We start from the raw sequence: 17049 nt of genomic DNA, 5'->3' as shown, positions 1-17049 counted from the left end.
AGTATGACGAATCTGAGATGCGTCTCAAATGTGTTATGGGGTACTTACCGTGAGAACGCGACGCCTACCGCAAGTAACGACGTTCACCCATCTAAGTTCATCGGTCACGGTGATACGTTAGCGTGGTCCGTGCGACAGCGACGCGTCGGCCCGCGGTTCGGAAATACATTTATCCGACCCTCGAAAACCAACGGGCATGTTCAGACAGTTTCGGAGTCAGGTCGAGTCGGCGCTGACCGACGCGCTGTCGGCACTCGACGCGCCGACCGACGACCTCGGCGTCGAGGAACCGCCCGAAGACGTCGACGCCGTCCTCGCGTCGAGCGTCGCGTTCCGCCTCGCGGGCGAACTCGGCGCGGCCCCGCCGCAGGTCGCCGCTCGGCTCGTCGACGAACTCTCCCTCGACGAGTACGAGTACGTCGCCGACGCGACGACGCAGGGCCCTTACGTCAACTTCACTCCGACCGACTCCTACCTCGCCGACACGCTCGACGCCGCGGCGACCGACGAGGAGTACGGCCGCCTCCCCGACACCGGCAAATCGGTTGTCGTCGAGCACACGAGCGCAAATCCGACTGGGCCGGTCCACGTCGGCCGCGCGCGCAACCCAATCCTCGGCGACGCCGTCGCGCGCGTTCTCGACTACGCGGGCAACGACGTCGAGCGTCACTACTACGTCAACGACGCGGGTCGCCAGGTCGCCGTCTTCACGTGGGCGTACGAGACGTTCGACGAGTCCGACCTCCCGGAACCCGAGCGCGACCGAGCTGACTACGACCTGGTGCGGTACTACCGCAAAGGCAACCAGTTTCTGGAGGAGGGCGACGCCGACGCCGTTGCCGATGCGGAAGCGGAGATCGAGGCCATCATGCGAGGGCTGGAGGAGGGCGACGAGGAGGCGTTCGAGCGCGTCGAGGTCGTCGTCGACCAGGTGCTCGGCGGGATGCGCCAGTCGCTCGCCCGGCTCCCGGCGGTGTTCGACGAGTTCGTCAAGGAGTCGCGGTTCATGCGCGACGGCTCCGCCGACGAGTTAGTCGAGCGTCTCAAAAATTCGGACCAAGCCGTCTACGAGGAGGACGCCTGGCAACTCGACCTCACCGACTGGGACATCGAGAAGAAACTGGTGTTCCTCCGGTCGGACGGGACGACGCTGTACACCACCCGCGACCTCGCCCACCACGAGTGGAAGTTCACTAACTACGACGAGGCGGTGACAGTGCTCGGCGAGGACCACAAACTGCAGGCCGAACAGCTGAACGCCGCGCTCGAACTGCTCGGCAACGACATTGGCCAACTGCGTCACGCCATCTACTCTTACGTCAATCTCCCGGAGGGGAAGATGAGCACCCGCAAGGGGACGGGCGTCGACCTCGACGACTTGCTCGACGAGTCCATCGCCCGCGCCCGCGAGGAGGTCGAGTCCCGACTCGACTCGCGAATCCGCGACGACGACCTCACGGAGAAAGACATCGAACGCATCGCCCGACAGGTCGGAATCGGGGCCGTCCGCTACGACATCGTCTCGAAACAGCCGACGAAGGCCATCACGTTCGAGTGGGACCGCGCGCTCGACTTCGAGGCGCAGTCCGCGCCGTACGTCCAGTACATCCACGCGCGCTGCTGCGGTATTCTCACGGAGGCGGGCGTGAACGTCGCAGAGGGTCAGTCGCTGAACCTCGGAACCATCGACGCGGACCTCCTCGACGCACCCGAGGAACGCGCGCTCGTCCGGACGCTCGCTCGGTTCCCGGCGGTCATCGAAGAAGCCGCCGAGGACCTCGAACCGCACGTCGTCGCGACGTACACGCGCGAACTCGCGGAGACGTTCAACGCGTTCTACCGCGAGTGTCCGGTGCTCACCGCCAAAGGTGAAAAGAGAGACGCCCGACTCGCGCTTGTCGCCGGCGCTCGGCACTCGGTCGCCAACGCACTCGACGCTCTCGGTGTCGAAGCCCCGACGTCGATGTGAGCGCGCGTCGGCTCAGAAAAGCAGCGGGAGCACGACGCCCGCGGAGTCGATGAGACTACCGCCGACGGAGGTGACGGCTATCACGCCCGCACCGAGTGCGAGTGCGAGAAACAACGCGACCCACCAGAAAGGGACGGTTTCGTCTTCGGCCATACCGTTGGTGTGACGGGTCGCCTAAAAGAACTTCCCGTTTTCAACGCAGCAGTCGACCGAGGAAGCCTCTGTCTTTGCCCCGCTTCTCGGTTTCCTCGTCGGCCGTCTCTTCGTCCTCCCCTTCGTCCGCTTCTTCGGCTCCATTAGCTTCTCCCTCGTCGGTCGCCGTAGCGCCGCGGTCGGAGTCGTCGCCTGCGGCCCCGGTGTTCTCCGCCTCCTCGACCAGCGCGGTGTCGAACACGCCGTCGTCTCCGTCAACCTCGTCGTCAGAATCCCCATCTTCGTCGTCGACAGTTGCCTCGTCGACCGCATCTGCTGTCCCTTCGGCTTCGACGATGGCGTCAGTGACGGGGTCGGTAGCGTCGTCTTTGTTGCCTTCGTCGAGTTCGCCGCTCTCGGCGGTTTCGTCGTCGTCGACGCCTTCGGTGATTTCGTCGCCGCCGATGCCGAGTTTTGCCTCCGCGTTGGCGATGGAGAACGCACTCTCGGCTGGAGCACTTCCGCCGTCGTCGAACCCCGCGTCCACCGGCTCTTCGCCCGCTTCGGCGTCGTCGTTCCCTTCGACCGCTTCAGTGTCGTCGTCCTCGTCAGCGCCGTCGTTTTCTTCGACCGCTTCGGCGTCATCGGTCTGAGCCGTCGCCTTCGCGCCCGGCTCGTACGCTTCGACGGTCTCGGCGAGCGCCGCGTACGCCGCGGCGGCGGGACTGTCGGGGGCGTGCGTCGAGACCGGCACCGACGCCGCGACCGACTCGACGACCGCATCGTCGGACGGAATCGCCTCGATGACCGTCGCGTCCAGACGCGACGCGACTTCCTCGGCGTTCGGGTTCTCCGGGTCGACTCGCGTCAGGACGACGCCGGCGACCGTTCCACCCAGTCGCTGGGTCACCTCGCGCGTTTTGTCCGTGTCGCCGAGCGCATCGCGTTCGGTGTTGCAGACGAGAAACACGGCGTCGGCCAGTCCCAACGGGAGGACGGCGTCGTGGGTCAGGCCGCTGCCGGTGTCGACGAGCACGAAGTCGTAGGAGTCGAGTTCCGTAAGGACGGTGTGCAGCGCGCTTGGGTCCGCGGCCGCGAACGCGTCCAGACTCCCGTCGCCGGGGACGACGTCGACGCCCGACGCCGCGCGGTACGTCGCGTCTTCGACGGACGCTCGTCCGGCGAGTACGTCGTGCAGCGTCGCCTCCGAGACGTCGACGCCGACCGCGGCAGCGAGATTCGGCATCGCGAGGTCGCCGTCGACGACGGCGACGCTGTACCCGGATGCTGCGAGCGCCGCGCCCAGATTCGCCGTCGTGGTGGTCTTTCCGACGCCGCCTTTCGCACTCGCGACCGCGTATATCCGAGCCATGATTGAGTTATCCACATCCTCCCGTGTCGGGGATATAAATGTAGCCCCCGGCGGCCGACCCCGCGCTGACGGCCGTGAGACGCGCACGCAGTCGGGGCACCCGCCAGTCAAAGCATACTTACCGGCCGACGGGACTAGTAGTGGTAATGAGTGCTGACGCCGAGGGGCCGAGCGACGACCGCCGGAAGTACGAGTTCCGGAAGGTCATCGAGGAGCTATCGGAGTACGAAGGCTCCGGGACGCAGCTCGTCACTATCTACATCCCTCCCGACAAACAGATCTCCGACGTGGTCGACCACGTCATCCAAGAACACAGCGAGGCGGCCAACATCAAGTCCAAGCAGACGCGGACGAACGTGCAGGACGCGCTCACGAGCATCAAGGACCGCCTGCGCTACTTCGACACGTTCCCGCCGGACAACGGCATCGTCATCTTCTCCGGCGCGATCAACTCCGGCGGTGGCCAGACGACGATGGTGACGAAGACCCTGGAGAGTCCGCCCGAACCCGTCCAGTCGTTCCGCTATCACTGTGACTCGGCCTTCCTGACCGAGCCGTTAGAGCAGATGCTCTCGGACAAGGGGCTGTTCGGCCTCATCGTCCTCGACCGCCGCGAGGCGAACGTCGGCTGGCTGAAGGGCAAGCGCGTCGAACCGGTCAAATCCGCCTCCTCGCTCGTGCCGGGCAAGCAGCGCAAAGGCGGCCAGTCCGCCCAGCGTTTCGCCCGCCTCCGCCTCGAAGCTATCGACAACTTCTATCAGGAGGTCGCCGAGATGGCCAACGACCTGTTCGTCGCTAAGCGCCACGAACTCGACGGCGTGCTCGTCGGCGGCCCGTCGCCGACGAAAGACGAGTTCCTCGACGGCGACTACCTTCACCACGAGATTCAGGACAAAGTCGTCGGCAAGTTCGACGTCTCCTACACCGACGAGTCGGGGCTGTACGACCTCGTCGACGCCGCACAGGAGGTGCTCGCCGACCAGGAGGTGATGAAGGACAAAGCCGAGATGGAGGAGTTCTTCGAGAGCCTCCACGCCGGCGACCTCGCCACCTACGGCTTCGAGGCGACCCGGAAGAACCTGGTCATGGGTTCGGTCGACCGCCTGCTCATCAGCGAGGATCTCCGCAAAGACGTGGTCGTCTACGACTGCGACGGACAGGAGGAGTACGAGATCGTCGACGCCCGCCACGCGACGCCGAACCACAAGTGCGTCGACGGCGGCGAGGCCGAAGTCGTCGAACGCGAGGATGTCATCGAACACCTGATGGAGATCGCCGACCAGCGCGGCACGGAGACGAAGTTCATCAGCACCGACTTCGAGAAAGGCGAGCAACTGTACGACGCCTTCGGCGGTATCGCCGGCATTCTGCGCTACTCCACCGGCGTCTAAGCACACCAGTATTCTAACTGACATATTTTTCTCACGCAGTGAGAATTTATTTCACCGGCTGAGAAAACATTTGTAGAAGCCGGCTTCGAGCCGAACGCGGCGTTCCCTCCTACTCGAACCGGACGCCCAGATCGTGCATATCGTCGTTGTTCATCGCGACGTTCACCAGAAGCGGCGTCACGCTCTCGACTTCCGCCGCGTTGGTGATGCTGCCCGCGTCGACGGCGCGCAGACCGTCGATCGCCTCGGTGAGCATCCGCACCGTCTCCTTCGCGTCCGGGTCGTCGCCGACGAGCAGCACGTCGACGCCGAGGTCGGCGTCCAAATCGGCAAGCCGTCCGGCCGCGAGGTTGTGGAACGCGCCGACGACCGGCACGCCGTTGGGCGCGCTGTCGGCGACCAACTGCGTCACGCTCCCGGCGCTCGGCGGGTGGTAGTGAAACCCGTCGTCGTCGCGTTTCATCCCCGTCGCCGGACTGACGAGCACGTCCCCGTCGTCGAGTTTGTCGGCGACCGCCTCGACGGTGTCTGCGACGTGGTACGGCGGCACCGCGAGGACGACGACATCGGCGCGGTCGGCGGCCATCTCGTTCGCGAACCCGTTTATCTTCACCTCGACGCCGCGGCTGTCGAGTTCCGTCTCGTACTCCTCGGCCTTCGTGCGCGCCCTTTCGGGGTCGCGAGAGCCGATGAGCACCTCGTGGGGTGTGTCGTACGCCCACCGAAGGGCCAGTCCTTCGCCGATGTCGCCGGTTCCGCCGAGTAACGCGATTCGCATGGTGGATGTGTGTCGGGCCGTTCCCTAAACGTTGCGCGAGCGGAGAGAACTGTCGAGAGTCGCCGAGCCCACCTCGAACTCACTCGTCGTCGGCCGACTTTTCGGTCTCCGGCGACCAGACGCCGAGGCGCTCCAACCCGCCGCGGTACGCCAACCAGAACGCGAGCGCCGGAATCGTCAGCAGCACCGCGGCGAACACCATCATCCGCGCCGTCGGGTCCGGTGGTATCACGAACGGGACGACGACGAGCGCCAGCGCATCCAGTGCCAGCATGGTGAGCAGAAACGCCCGGAAGCGCCGTCGGTTCATCGGTTCACTCCAGCAGTGCGGGCAGATCGTTCACGCTGTCGACGACGGCTGCCGCTCCGGTCGTCTCGTACTTCGCTCGTCCCTCCTCGCCGGTGAGACCGCCGGTCAACACGCCGACGCCACGGTACGTCCGCTCGGGGTCGCGTTCGGCGGCGTTCACCGCCGTCCGCACGTCGTCGAGTGTGTCACCGACGAACGTCACCGTTTCCGCCTCGAAGCGCTCGGCGAGCGTCATCAACGCCTTCGGATGCGGTTTCCCCTCCTCCCAGTCGTCCATCGTGAAGCGGTAGTTCTCGGGAACGTCGAGGCCGACTCTGTCGAGCGCGATCTCGGCCTCCGCTTCGGGTCTGCCGGTCAACACGCCGACGTCGAAACGTCCTGTGAGGGCTCTCACGGTCTCTTCGGCGAGGATGACCGGTTCGTCGTGGATGTAGCCCGTCGTCTCGAACGGCGGGTCGCCACCCTCGAACTCGCGGTAGAGGTCACTTCCGAGATACAGCGCCTGAAACACGTCTCGGAGGCGCTCTGGGTCCCACTTGTCGCGGACCCGCGCCTGCGAGATGCTCGGCATGTCGGCGACGACTGACTGCGCGGCGTCGAGACCGCCACCGCGTTCGGCGACGTGCGCCGCGAAATTGTCGGGCGCCATCTTCAGTCCCTCCCGCTGTGCGAGCACGTAGAGCGCGACGGCGTACGTCAACTCCCAGTCGTTGTTGAACCCGCCCGCGTCCTTGAACGCCTGGAGGTTCGCGACCGGAACCGTCCGCCCGTACACCCAGTCGACGGACTCGACGACGGCGCGGCGATAGGAGTCGGCGACGTCGACGAGCACTCCATCTACGTCGAGAACGACCGCGTCGGTCTGCATACGTTTCGTGCGAACCGGAGACCGCAAATGCGTTCCGGATAACCTCCCAACTCGCCGAGTTCTTCGAGTCGTCGGGAGTAGACTCGACGCGCCCTCTCTCGGCCGTTCTCGGGCGGTGCTACGACAGACCGCCCCTCACGTCGCTCTCGGCGACGTACAGCGTCTCGGCGTCAAGCGACTCCCGTCGAACCGGTACTGCGGGTTCGTCGAAGCCGAGCGTCGTGAACAGGCAGTCCGCGCCTACCGCACGCGCCACGTCGCGGAGCGGCCCGTGGAGGTCCGGCGGGGAGTTCAGCGCGTACAGCGCGTCGGCTTGGTAGTGTTCGCCCGGCGCCGCCGCCTCGCTGGCGGCGACGACGTCGTCTTGGACGAACTCAACGCTGTCCGGGACCGGAAACTCGTGGACGTCCGTCGCCGTGACGGCGCACCCCGCCGCCGCGAGACCCGCGGCCACGTCGGGGCGGCGGCCGACGCCGACTTCGACGAGCGAGTCGTACGCCGATAGTCGGGCGACGAGCGCCTCTTCTCTCCGGTCTTTCACGTCGGGAAGTTTATGGCAAGCCCCGTCTTAACCGCTTTCATGCTTGTCGACATCGTGCCCATCGGGGACGTGCCAGCGCAGGTCAAGCGCGAGGCCTCCGCCGCGTTGCGTTCGGTATACAGCTGCGACGTGACGGTCCACGACGAGCAGGGCATCCCCGAGGGCGCGTACGACCGCAGCCGAAATCAGTACCGGGCCGAGCAGTTCATCGAGCTGGCGAGTCGTGTCGGCAGCGGCGACAAGAACATCGGCGTAACGCCGATGGATCTCTACTACCGTCGGCGAAACTACGTCTTCGGTCTCGCGTACCTCAATGGCAACGGTTCGGTCATCTCGACGTACCGCCTGCAGACTTCCTCGGACGGCGGCATCTCGACGAAGCCGGCCTCCGAGGTGTTCGCCGACCGTGTTCGGAAAGAGGTCGTCCACGAAATTGGACACACGTTCGGTCTCGAACACTGCGACAACTCGAAGTGCGTGATGAGTTTCTCCCCGACCGTGCGGGAAGTCGACGTGAAAGAGGAGAACCTCTGCGGCACCTGTAGCCGGACGTTTGGTTGAACACGACGCGCCGCGGCCGCCCGACTATCTTCTCTCTCCACTCAGTTCGGTTCGTACGTTCCCAACAGCAACGCGCCTTCGAGCACGTGGCCATCCATCGCCGCGTCGAGTTCCCGCTGCGTCGCGCCCGCGACCAACGAGAGCTCCCGGTCGAGCGCCCACAGCCGGAACCGGTAGCGGTGCGGGCGGTCCGGCGGGTTCGGGCCGCCGTAGCCCAGTTCACCGTAGTCGTTCTTGCCCTCTATCGCGCCGTTGCGTGCGGGAGACCACGCCTCGGGAATCTCCGACACGTCCGGGTCGACGTTCCAGACTAGCCAGTGGTTCCACAGCTTTCCGGCGACTTGCTCGGCGTCGGGGTCGTCGACGACGAGCGTCAGTGACTTCGTCTCGTCGGGTACCCCTTCGACGCGCAACGGGGGGTTGACGTTTTCTCTCTCGTAGCCGTATTGTTCCGGTATCGCCCCGCCGTCGTCGAACGCCGGACTCGTGAGTTGAAGCGACATACCGGAGGTTGGCGGTGCTCGGACAACATCTTTGTCACTCGTTTTCACACATCGACAAATCGCGAGTACACCGCTGAATCGTGAATGCACGACGAATCGAGAGTGCACCGACGAGTCACGGGGTCTCGATTTGCTCCTCCGGGGGGACGAACGACCCGACGGAGACGGTGTACAGCGTGAGCGTCGCGACGCGGAGCAGATACGACACCAGGAGCGCCACCGGCGCGAACACGACAGCGGCGACGGCGCTCGACACCCACCGCAACGTCGGTGCGGTGAGCGTCGGCGACAGCGACGAGGGACTCTTGTACACCTGCGCGAAGCAGTAGACGACCAACAGCGCCGCGACGCCGAGGTAGATGAGTCGACGCGAGAGGCGTGCGAGGTCCTGCTGGATCGCGAGCGTCTTGAAGAACTGTCGCACGGTGGCGACCGCCTTCAGCAGTCCGAGGATATCGTCGAGTTGTTCGGCGGCGCCGTCGGAGAGACGTTCACCGTGGCGGTTCTCGAACTCCCGCGTCTGGTCGAGATACTGCGCGTACTCGCTGCCGAGACAGATGAGGAGCACGTCGACGGTGCTGTCGTCGGACCGCGCTTCCGTGAGGTGGTCGCCGTACTCGACGAGATTGGTGGTGTACTCCTCGAACTCGTCGGCCAGCTCCCCGTCCTCCCCGGCGAGTCGTTCCTGGAACGACCCCGCCTCTCGCTGCAGTGTCTCGCCGATGAATGCCAGAAACGGCCCCGGCTCGTTCGGACTGCCGGGTGAGTCGGCGATCTCCTCGACCGACCGGCGAAACTCGAGATTGCCGTCGAGTTGCTCGGAGAGACTCGACGGCGACCCAAACACCCGCGAGAGGATGAGCTGGTTGATGGAGAGCACCACCGTGATGAGCGTGAGCAGTCCCGAAAACGCGCCGCTGGCCATCAGCGTCGCGAGGTAACTCCCACTCGCGACGTGGAGCACGCCCGCCTCGGTGAGCAGGCGGACGACGGCGAACACCACGAGAACGACGACGAGCGTGATGACACGCCGACTTCCGGTGAGGTACAGCCACCTCTCGGCGACGTTCAACGAGCTTTCGTCTCCGCTGCCGCTTCCATCGTCACTCATCGCCATCTCATCCTGATTTCGAAGTGCAACGAGCAGTCGGATAAACCGTCCGGCGAAGAACTATGTCGGGTCGACGATGGCGTTTGTCGTCACTCGTGGCGTCGAAAGACCGGCCGCCTCCGTCAGGGCGCGTAGTAGTACTCGCCCTGTTTCTTCTGCTCGCGGTCCAACTGGCTGTCGGGTTTGTTGATGCGCGGACGTCCCGTTCGCTCGTCGCGGCGGAACGTGATTTCGAGGTCCGAGAGGAAGTCGTTCATCCCGGCGCGCATCTCCTGGGGCGTCGACGCGTGACCGTGCTGGGCGGGTTCGCCGTCGAACACCATCAGGCGGTCCGCCAGCAGGTCTATCATGTAGATGTCGTGGTCGATGACCAGCACCGTCGCGTCGTGGTTCTCGGCGTAGCGGCGGATGGCCGTCGTCGCCTGCACGCGCTGTTCGACGTCGAGGTGCGCCGACGGTTCGTCGAGCACGTAGAGGTCGGCGTCCTTCGACAGGCAGGCCGCGATGGCGACGCGCTGGCGCTCGCCGCCGGAGAGGTCGGTGAGGTTCTGCTCCATGATGCGGCCGAGTTGGAGCGGTTGCGCGACTTCGGTGTTCCAGTACGACGAGCCGAACTCGTCGGTAATAGAGGAGAGGAACACGTCGACGCGCATCGGCTGGTCGATCTCGATGTACTGCGGCTTGTAGGCGATGTCCAAGCGGTAGTCGAGCTCTCCCTCGTCGGGTTCGAGCTCTCCGGCGAACATCTTCGCCAGCGTCGACTTCCCGATACCGTTGGGACCGACGACGCCGAGCACCTCACCGTGGTGAATGGTGCCGCTGTCGACTTCGAGCGAGAACTCGCCCTCGCCGTACGACTTGGTCAGGTCGGGATACTCGACGAGCGGCGCGCTCTTGGCCGTTTCCCGCGGCGCGTGCTCCTCGAAGGTGATGTCGTTCGGCCGGATGCGCATGTTCTCGTTCGTGAGGTAGCCCTTCAGATACTCGTTGATGCCGTTCCGGACCGACTTCGGCGGCGTGACGACGCCGAACGCGCTCGGCTCACCGTAGGCGATGTGGAGCGTGTCCGTCAGCAAGTCGAGAATCGCCAGGTCGTGTTCGACGACGAGCATCGAGCGGTCGGCGTCGTCCTCGGCGAGTTCCTGAATCAGGCGGGCGGCTTTCACGCGCTGGCCGATGTCGAGGTACGGCGTGATCTCGTCGAGGAAGTAGAAGTCGGCGTCGCGCGCGAGCGTCGCCGCCAGCGCGACGCGCTGGAGTTCGCCCCCGGAGATGGAGTCGATGGACTGGTCCATCACTGGCGCGATGGAGAGTTCGTCAACGAGGTAGTCGAGTTGGCCGCGCTCGTCGGTGTGTTCGAGCAGGTCGCGGGTATTCCCGTCGAACTGCTTTGGAATCTGGTCAACGTACTGCGGCTTGCGGGCGACGGTGATGTCGCCCTCCATCAGGCGCTCGATGTAGTTCTGGAGCTCCGTTCCACGGTAGCGGTCGAGCACCGTCTCCCAGTCGGGTTCCGCGCCGTAGTCGCCGAGGTTCGGCGTTATCTCCTCGGCCAGAATCCGCACGGCGGTCGACTTCCCGATCCCGTTGGGGCCGAGGATACCCGTCACCTTGCCCGGGTCCGGGACCGGGAGGCCGTACAGCGCGAACGCGTTCTCGCCGTAGCGGTGAGTAGGGTCCTCGGTGAGTTCCTGCGGCAGGTTGATGATCTCGATCGCGTCGAACGGACATTTTTCGACGCAGATGCCGCAGGTCTCGCCGAGACAGATCTCCTCGGAGATGCGAATCTGGTCGGGGTCGCCCTCTTTGGTGTCCTCGCCGCGAACGGTGATGCACTCCTTGCCCGTCCGGTTCGGCGGGCAGTAGTTCGAGCACTCGTAGTTGCAGCGGTCGGGTTGACACCGGTCGAGGTCGACCACGGCGATGCTGTCGTCGGCCATTAGAACGTCACACCCGTACTCAGAAACACGGTGTAGCTGATGAACCAGAGCGCGAACGTCATGAACGCGACGTAGAGGTAATCTTTCGCACCGAACCCGTCCATGTCGACGCCGACGAGGCGCAACAGGGGGAACTGCACGAGAACGAACGCCCCGAACACGGCAAGCGAGAGCGTGCTCGCGGCGTCGTCGACGGTCGTCCCGACGACCATCGCGGAGACGAACGCCGCCCCGATGCCCGCGAGACACGAGAGCGTCGTGACAGTCACCCCCCGCATGTGGCCGGAGAGGCCGGTCGCTGTTTCGGTCGCCATACCCGAACGTGTGATATGAGGCGTCAAAAGCCGTTCGCTCTGGCTGGCGGCGCGGAATCCGTTCCCCCTCGTGATGAGTCCGCCCGTTCGCGTCGGATACGCCGCACCGCCTCGGCCGTCAGTCGGCGACCGTCCGCACTGACGCGACCGACGGTGAACGCGACGACCGACGGCTTCCGAACCCCGGTTTCACCGTCGAAACATCAGTTTCAGCCGCGACTACAGTTCGTAAACGTCGACCTTACCGACGCGATCTGGCGCCCCTCGTTGCACCGAGTTGACGCGTACCATTCCATGAACCTTTATGCTCGTGCACCGTTTCGATTCGTAACGATGGCTGGAACAGAACAGGAGAGTCTCGACGACCTCCCCCCAAGTGCGAAACTCGTTTTCAAAGTGCTCGAATACAACGGCCCTCTAACGCAGAAAGGCATCGTCCAGGAGTCGATGCTCTCCGCGCGGACCGTTCGCTACGCGCTCGAACGACTCGAAGGCATCGGCGTCGTCGACGAGGACGTCTACTTCGCCGACGCGCGCCAGAATCTCTACCAACTCACCGAGAAACCGAAGGCGGCTGTCGACGGCGGGTCGGAAGCCTGCACCGCAGAACAGTAATCGACGGACCGGGCTGAACGTCGATTTCTTCTCTCGTCCATTTTTCTCTGTCTCCCCAGCGACAGCGAGTGCGGAGTTGCGGTGTTTGCTACGCCGGTACGACGGTGGCTCGCGAGTGGTACGAGTGAGGCGTCGTAGTCTCCGTTATGCGGGGACTACAGTGATCTGCTCTTTGCGGTCGATGGCGTTCTCCAGTTCGTCGGCGATGGCGCTGCCGCGCGACACTTGGATGTCGCCGCCGCGGCCGACCGTCGCGGTGAACAGGTACTCGCCACCAGCGCGGACCTCGACCGTCTCGCCGACGTGGCCGTCCATCCGGACGACGATGTGTCGCGAGGTGATTTCGGGCGTCACCACCTCGCCCTCGGGTTCGCCGATCCGGCCGCCTGCGCCGCCGCTACCGTTTCCCGACGACCCTGCCGATCCTCCCGCCGACCCCATCTTCGGGTTCTCGTCGTGGGTTCGCACGTCGATGTCGATGCCGAGTCGCTCCTCGATGTCGGTGATACGGCCGCCGCCTTTCCCGATGACGTAGGAGATGTCGTCCTCCTCGACGTACACCGCCGCGCGGTTCTGGCCTTTGAGTTCGACGTCGACGTGACCACGGGCGATGGAGCGTATCTCGCGCTCTATCTCCTGTTTGGCGATTCGGCCGACGCTCGACTCGTTGCTGCCGCCGTCCTCGCCCAGCGGGACGGTGACGACCTGGCGGTTGAACGTGTATATCTCGAACTCGGGGCGACCGGTCTCGAAGTTTCGCACCTGAATGACGGGGCGCGCGAGGTCCTCGGCGGTGAGCCCCTCGGGCACTTTCACCTGCGTCGTCACGTCGTACACCGTGTGGACCTGCCCGGCTTCGATGTAGACGACGGTGTCGACGACCTGCGGAATCATGCCGAGTTCGACCCGGCCGATGAGGCGCTGGAGCGCGTCGATAGCGCGCGTCGCGTGGACGACGCCGACCATGCCGACGCCCGCCAGTCGCATGTCCGCGAACACCGAGAAGTCGTTCGTCTTCCGAACCTCGTCGTAGATGGTGTAGTCAGGGCGGACGAGCAGGAGCGAGTCGGCGGTCTTCTCCATCTGCCCGCCGAGGGCGGTGTACTGCGTAATCTCGGGACCGACCTGCAGGTCGCGCGGTTTCTCCATCGTCTTGACCGCGTAATCGTTGTTGTTGAGGAACTCCGCGACGGCCTGCGCGAACGTCGACTTCCCGGCACCCGGCGCTCCGGAGATGAGGACGCCGCGCTGGCGTTCGAGCAGGCGCTCTTTCAGTTCGTTGACGAACTCGTAATCTTCGAGGCTTGTCTTCGCGATGGGTCGCACCGCCGTGATCTCGATGCCGTCGGAGAAGGGCGGGCGGGCGACGGCGATGCGGTAGTTGCGGAACTGGACGATCTTCATCCCCGGTTCGGACAGTTCGATGAAGCCCTGGTTGCTGGAGCGGGCGCTCTGTTCGATGTCGTCGGCCCACTCTTTCATCTGCACCTCGTCGGAGACCTCGTCGGAGATGATCTCGTAGTGCATATCGCTGAGCGCGCCGCGCTTGGCCTTCGGCTTCGTCCCCGCCTTCAGGTGGACGCTCATCGTCTCGTCGTCGAAAAACTCCTCGATGGCGAGGCTCTCGCCGCCGCGGATGCGCGGTTCGACGTACTCGACTTCGATTCCTTTCGCGCGTCCGACCTCGGCTTGCACTACGTCGCTCGTTAGAAGCGTCGCGTCGTAGTCGTCGGCGAGGTCGCGGATGAGCGCGTCGACGTCGCCCTCGTGGGCGGCGTTCTGTTCGTCCCCCGAGGGGCGACGACCGACGAACTCGACCTCGATGACGCCCTCGTCGACGTACGTCGCGAGTTTCTGCAACTCTTCGAGACCCTCCCAGCCGCTGTCGTAGCCGGCGTTGGCCTGCGACTCCAGTTCGCCGACCACCGCCTCGGGGACAAGGACGGTCACGCCGTCGTACGCCCCGCTCTCTACTCGTTCGGACACGCGGCCGTCGATGACCGCGCTCGTGTCCGGGACGATGTTCATATCCACACTCCGTCCGGGAGCGTCATAAGAGTGTTTAAGCGGCAGGCGTCGCCGCATCGTCGCCTGCAGCGTTCGTTGTTTTTCGTCCAGTCGTCGCCCGCAGCGTTCGTCGCCCTCGTCGTTTTTCCGACGTGCAGCACGTCTTCGCCTCCGTACGGAGACCGCTCGCGTCCGGCGAATTTCAGGTCCAAACCGTGTTGAATGCACAAGCTACCGTTTGTTGTCACTGCTCGTGGCCCACACCGTGTGTTCTACCACGAGCCCGAACTCCAGTACGAAGTCGAAGTCGAAGAGCCGGACCCGTACTTCGCGAAGATGCTCCAGCAGGCAATCGGCGGCGCGGAGGGAGAGATGCGCGTCGCGCTGCAGTACATGTTTCAGGCGTTCGCCGTCCCCGCCGACAAACAGGAGTACCGAACGCTGCTGATGGAGACGGCCGCCGAAGAGTTGGGGCACATCGAGATGCTCGCGACGGCGGTGGCGAAGAACCTCGAAGGCGCGCCCGAGCACATGCGCGAGGAGGCGCGCGAGAACGACGCCGTCATCGACGCGATGATGAGCGGCGGTCAGCCCCGGCAGGCGCTCTCGGCGGGCCTGCACGCGATGCCGGTCGACAGTAACGGCGTTCCGTTCAATGGCGGCTACGTCGTCGCCTCCGGCAACCTTGCCGCCGACATGTACGCCAACGTGATGGCGGAGTCGACGGGCCGCCTGCTCGCGACGCGGCTGTACGAGATGACCGACGACCCGGGGATGAAGGACATGCTCGCGTACCTCATCGCCCGCGACACGATGCACCAGAACCAGTGGCACGCGGCGCTCGAGACGATGGAAGACCACATTCCGGTGCCGGCGAGCTTCCCGCAGGAGAAGGAGAACCAGGACGTGAACTACGACTTCATGTCCACGTTCCGTGAGCAGCGTGAGGACCCCGACCAGCGGTGGACGCAGGGGCAGTCGCCCGACGGGAAGGGCGAGTTCTCCTTCCGCTCGGAGCAACCCGGCGGCGGGATGCCCGACCTCGAGGAAGTCATCGACGAGATGTACAACAAGCCGAGCGGCGAATAGCGACGAGCGTTCGCCTGCGACGGACTCATTTTTCAGCAGTTTGATATCGTGTCGATTTGCAGACGTAGCCGATGGGTCCCCTCGAAGCAAACGGCTACAGATTTGGTATCGTCGTCATCGCATTCGGTATCTCTCGTCAACTGCTCGACTTAGGGGCGTATCGCGGAGAACTGATTGTGATTCTCGGCGCAACAATCGCCGTCTTCGCGATTCTCATCGACACGATAGCTGTCGTGAATTCGGGCGGTGGCAACCGACGACAGACGAACGCAGAGTAATCCGACGCTCACAATTGCCCGTCGCCCGGCGGCGTCCCATCCTCCTTGCGCTCCGCGCGAACAACGAGCAGGCCCGCGACCAGCAAGACGACGCTTCCGACGAGCCACAGGAGATCGAACACGTCCGGCTGAAGTCCCTGTGTCACGTGGTGCATCTCCAGAATATAGTGGTCGACGATGCCGTCGTAGAGGTTGAATATCGCCATCCCGACGACGACGGCCCCCGCGTACAGCCCGGCGGACCACGGCACCTCCGGCCGCTCGGCCGTCTTCCAGAGCATCCCGAAGCCGACGGCCATGATAGCCAGCATCAGAAGCGAGAACGCCCCATCCGCGAGGAGGTTCAACTGCAGCGCCTGCGGCGTCGTCGGCGGTACCCATCCCGAGATGAGGTGGTGCGTCCGCAGCACGAGATGAAAGATCAGCACGTCGACGAGACCCCCGAGACCGAAGCCGAGTACCGCCCCGGCGCGGAGCAGCGGTCGGTCGGTAGTCTCCTCGACGTTCGCCGCCGTTCGGGCGGGGCGTCCCGTCTCCTCGTGTCGCTCGAAGCGACCGGTGTCCTGCGACTCGGCCACGTCAGCCTTCCTCTGCGTCGTCCGGGTTCTCGTGTTCGGACTCCACCCACTCCTCGTCGGACGCCTCGTCGTCTTCGTTGTCTCCCTGCGCCTCCGACTCGTCCGAACTTTCGTCGCCATCGTCGTCGTCGCCGGCGTACTGGTTCTGGTCGTCTTCGCCGTACTGGGTGTCCTCCTCCCCGCCGTAGTCTCCCTGCGTCTCCTCCTCGTTGTCTCGGTTCTCGTCGGTATGGTCGTCGTCGCTCATGCCGTGGAAACGAACGACGAGGAGTCAGTTAGTGGCGATGCTGGTTCTTACAACGTGGGCGTCTCGACGACGGCACTCCCGTCAGTCGTCGGTCCTACTCACTCGTTCGACGCTCCGACTCGTTCCCCTCGCCTTCGCCGACTTCGTTCCCCTCGTTTTCGTCGTCCTCGCCGACGGACTCGCCGGGTTCGACCGCCGCGGCGTCGTGCGTCTCCGCGTCGGAGTCCATCATCGTCTGTTCGATGAGCGAGTCGCTGCGCTCCTCGCTCGGCGGGTCATCGATTTCGCCCGTCGTCTCCGCTCCTTCACAGTTCTCCCCCTCGTGTTCGTCCGGTTCGTTGTCGGGTTCGTTCTCGGTTCGGTGTCGTCTCCCATATCCGAACTCCCGTTTCGACGTGAATAGCCGCTTTGCCGTTACACACAACCCCTTATTACGTCGTCACCC

20 protein-coding genes are annotated in these 17049 nt (G+C 64.7%); 6 read left to right on the top strand and 14 right to left on the bottom strand.

Going from position 1 to position 17049, the window contains the following annotated elements; all coding sequences use genetic code 11:
• Nucleotides 1–196: 196 nt before the first annotated feature.
• Nucleotides 197–1969, top strand: coding sequence for an arginine--tRNA ligase (gene argS / locus LAQ58_RS13210; protein WP_224447916.1), 1773 nt, complete (start codon nt 197–199; stop codon nt 1967–1969).
• Between the two features lie 12 nt (nt 1970–1981).
• Here the strand turns inward: argS and LAQ58_RS13205 are convergent, their stop codons facing one another.
• Both LAQ58_RS13205 and LAQ58_RS13200 read right to left on the bottom strand, forming a co-directional pair.
• Entirely contained in the window at nt 1982–2122 is a 141-nt protein-coding gene (locus tag LAQ58_RS13205) for a hypothetical protein (RefSeq protein ID WP_224447915.1), read from the bottom strand.
• A 40-nt stretch (nt 2123–2162) separates the two neighbouring features.
• Nucleotides 2163–3488, bottom strand: a complete 1326-nt coding sequence (locus LAQ58_RS13200; protein WP_224447914.1) for a MinD/ParA family ATP-binding protein — start codon at nt 3486–3488, stop codon at nt 2163–2165.
• Nucleotides 3489–3619: 131 nt separating this feature from the next.
• Here LAQ58_RS13200 and prf1 point away from each other — a divergent pair, with 131 nt between their 5' ends.
• Nucleotides 3620–4864, top strand: coding sequence for a peptide chain release factor aRF-1 (prf1, locus tag LAQ58_RS13195; RefSeq protein WP_224447913.1), 1245 nt, complete (start codon nt 3620–3622; stop codon nt 4862–4864).
• A gap of 109 nt (nt 4865–4973) precedes the next feature.
• Here the strand turns inward: prf1 and npdG are convergent, their stop codons facing one another.
• From npdG to LAQ58_RS13175, 4 genes are all read right to left on the bottom strand, one after another.
• Nucleotides 4974–5642: an NADPH-dependent F420 reductase gene (gene npdG, locus LAQ58_RS13190; protein ID WP_224447912.1), complete on the bottom strand. Its 669-nt coding sequence runs from the start codon at nt 5640–5642 to the stop codon at nt 4974–4976.
• Between the two features lie 79 nt (nt 5643–5721).
• Nucleotides 5722–5952: a DUF7534 family protein gene (locus LAQ58_RS13185; RefSeq protein ID WP_224447911.1), complete on the bottom strand. Its 231-nt coding sequence runs from the start codon at nt 5950–5952 to the stop codon at nt 5722–5724.
• A gap of 4 nt (nt 5953–5956) precedes the next feature.
• Entirely contained in the window at nt 5957–6820 is an 864-nt protein-coding gene (locus LAQ58_RS13180; RefSeq protein ID WP_224447910.1) for a TIGR01548 family HAD-type hydrolase, read from the bottom strand.
• Between the two features lie 118 nt (nt 6821–6938).
• Nucleotides 6939–7361, bottom strand: a complete 423-nt coding sequence (locus LAQ58_RS13175; RefSeq protein ID WP_224447909.1) for a UPF0146 family protein — start codon at nt 7359–7361, stop codon at nt 6939–6941.
• A gap of 39 nt (nt 7362–7400) precedes the next feature.
• On the opposite strand from LAQ58_RS13175, the gene LAQ58_RS13170 reads away from it, so the two are divergent.
• The gene (locus LAQ58_RS13170; RefSeq protein WP_224447908.1) at nt 7401–7922 is read left to right on the top strand and encodes an archaemetzincin family Zn-dependent metalloprotease; all 522 of its coding nucleotides are present in this window, start codon (nt 7401–7403) and stop codon (nt 7920–7922) included.
• A gap of 41 nt (nt 7923–7963) precedes the next feature.
• On the opposite strand, the gene LAQ58_RS13165 is transcribed toward LAQ58_RS13170, so the two are convergent.
• The 4 genes from LAQ58_RS13165 to LAQ58_RS13150 all read right to left on the bottom strand — a co-directional run bounded on the left by LAQ58_RS13165 (nt 7964) and on the right by LAQ58_RS13150 (nt 11790).
• Entirely contained in the window at nt 7964–8425 is a 462-nt protein-coding gene (locus LAQ58_RS13165) for a YbhB/YbcL family Raf kinase inhibitor-like protein (RefSeq protein ID WP_224447907.1), read from the bottom strand.
• A gap of 115 nt (nt 8426–8540) precedes the next feature.
• The gene (locus LAQ58_RS13160) at nt 8541–9536 is read right to left on the bottom strand and encodes a DUF7972 family membrane protein (protein ID WP_224447906.1); all 996 of its coding nucleotides are present in this window, start codon (nt 9534–9536) and stop codon (nt 8541–8543) included.
• 122 nt (nt 9537–9658) lie between these two features.
• The gene (locus LAQ58_RS13155) at nt 9659–11476 is read right to left on the bottom strand and encodes a ribosome biogenesis/translation initiation ATPase RLI (RefSeq protein ID WP_224447905.1); all 1818 of its coding nucleotides are present in this window, start codon (nt 11474–11476) and stop codon (nt 9659–9661) included.
• A complete protein-coding gene (locus tag LAQ58_RS13150) occupies nt 11476–11790 on the bottom strand; it encodes an EMC6-like membrane protein (RefSeq protein ID WP_224447904.1) in 315 nt (104 codons plus the stop codon). Before LAQ58_RS13150 ends, LAQ58_RS13155 begins: the two co-directional genes overlap by 1 nt.
• A 333-nt stretch (nt 11791–12123) precedes the next feature.
• Here LAQ58_RS13150 and LAQ58_RS13145 point away from each other — a divergent pair, with 333 nt between their 5' ends.
• Complete coding sequence (locus LAQ58_RS13145; protein ID WP_058580594.1) at nt 12124–12405, top strand: MarR family transcriptional regulator; 282 nt, start codon at nt 12124–12126, stop codon at nt 12403–12405.
• Between the two features lie 144 nt (nt 12406–12549).
• On the opposite strand, the gene LAQ58_RS13140 is transcribed toward LAQ58_RS13145, so the two are convergent.
• Entirely contained in the window at nt 12550–14433 is a 1884-nt protein-coding gene (locus tag LAQ58_RS13140) for a PINc/VapC family ATPase (protein WP_224447903.1), read from the bottom strand.
• Nucleotides 14434–14679: 246 nt separating this feature from the next.
• Between LAQ58_RS13140 and LAQ58_RS13135 the strand changes: the two genes are divergently transcribed.
• Nucleotides 14680–15501, top strand: a complete 822-nt coding sequence (locus tag LAQ58_RS13135; protein WP_224447902.1) for a manganese catalase family protein — start codon at nt 14680–14682, stop codon at nt 15499–15501.
• Nucleotides 15502–15572: 71 nt separating this feature from the next.
• Nucleotides 15573–15779, top strand: a complete 207-nt coding sequence (locus LAQ58_RS13130) for a hypothetical protein (protein WP_224447901.1) — start codon at nt 15573–15575, stop codon at nt 15777–15779.
• 8 nt (nt 15780–15787) lie between these two features.
• Here LAQ58_RS13130 and LAQ58_RS13125 read toward each other — a convergent pair whose 3' ends face one another.
• The 3 genes from LAQ58_RS13125 to LAQ58_RS13115 form a co-directional block, all read right to left on the bottom strand.
• Nucleotides 15788–16357 carry a DUF2243 domain-containing protein gene (locus LAQ58_RS13125; protein WP_224447900.1) on the bottom strand — a complete coding sequence of 190 codons (570 nt, stop codon included), beginning with the start codon at nt 16355–16357 and terminating at the stop codon, nt 15788–15790.
• A 1-nt stretch (nt 16358) separates the two neighbouring features.
• Nucleotides 16359–16604, bottom strand: coding sequence for a hypothetical protein (locus LAQ58_RS13120; RefSeq protein WP_224447899.1), 246 nt, complete (start codon nt 16602–16604; stop codon nt 16359–16361).
• 94 nt (nt 16605–16698) lie between these two features.
• Nucleotides 16699–17028: a hypothetical protein gene (locus tag LAQ58_RS13115; RefSeq protein ID WP_224447898.1), complete on the bottom strand. Its 330-nt coding sequence runs from the start codon at nt 17026–17028 to the stop codon at nt 16699–16701.
• Nucleotides 17029–17049: the final 21 nt, after the last annotated feature.

It is taken from the genome of Haloprofundus salilacus (assembly GCF_020150815.1).
GTDB lineage: Archaea > Halobacteriota > Halobacteria > Halobacteriales > Haloferacaceae > Haloprofundus > Haloprofundus salilacus.
This window is presented reverse-complemented; position numbering and strand designations above follow the sequence as displayed.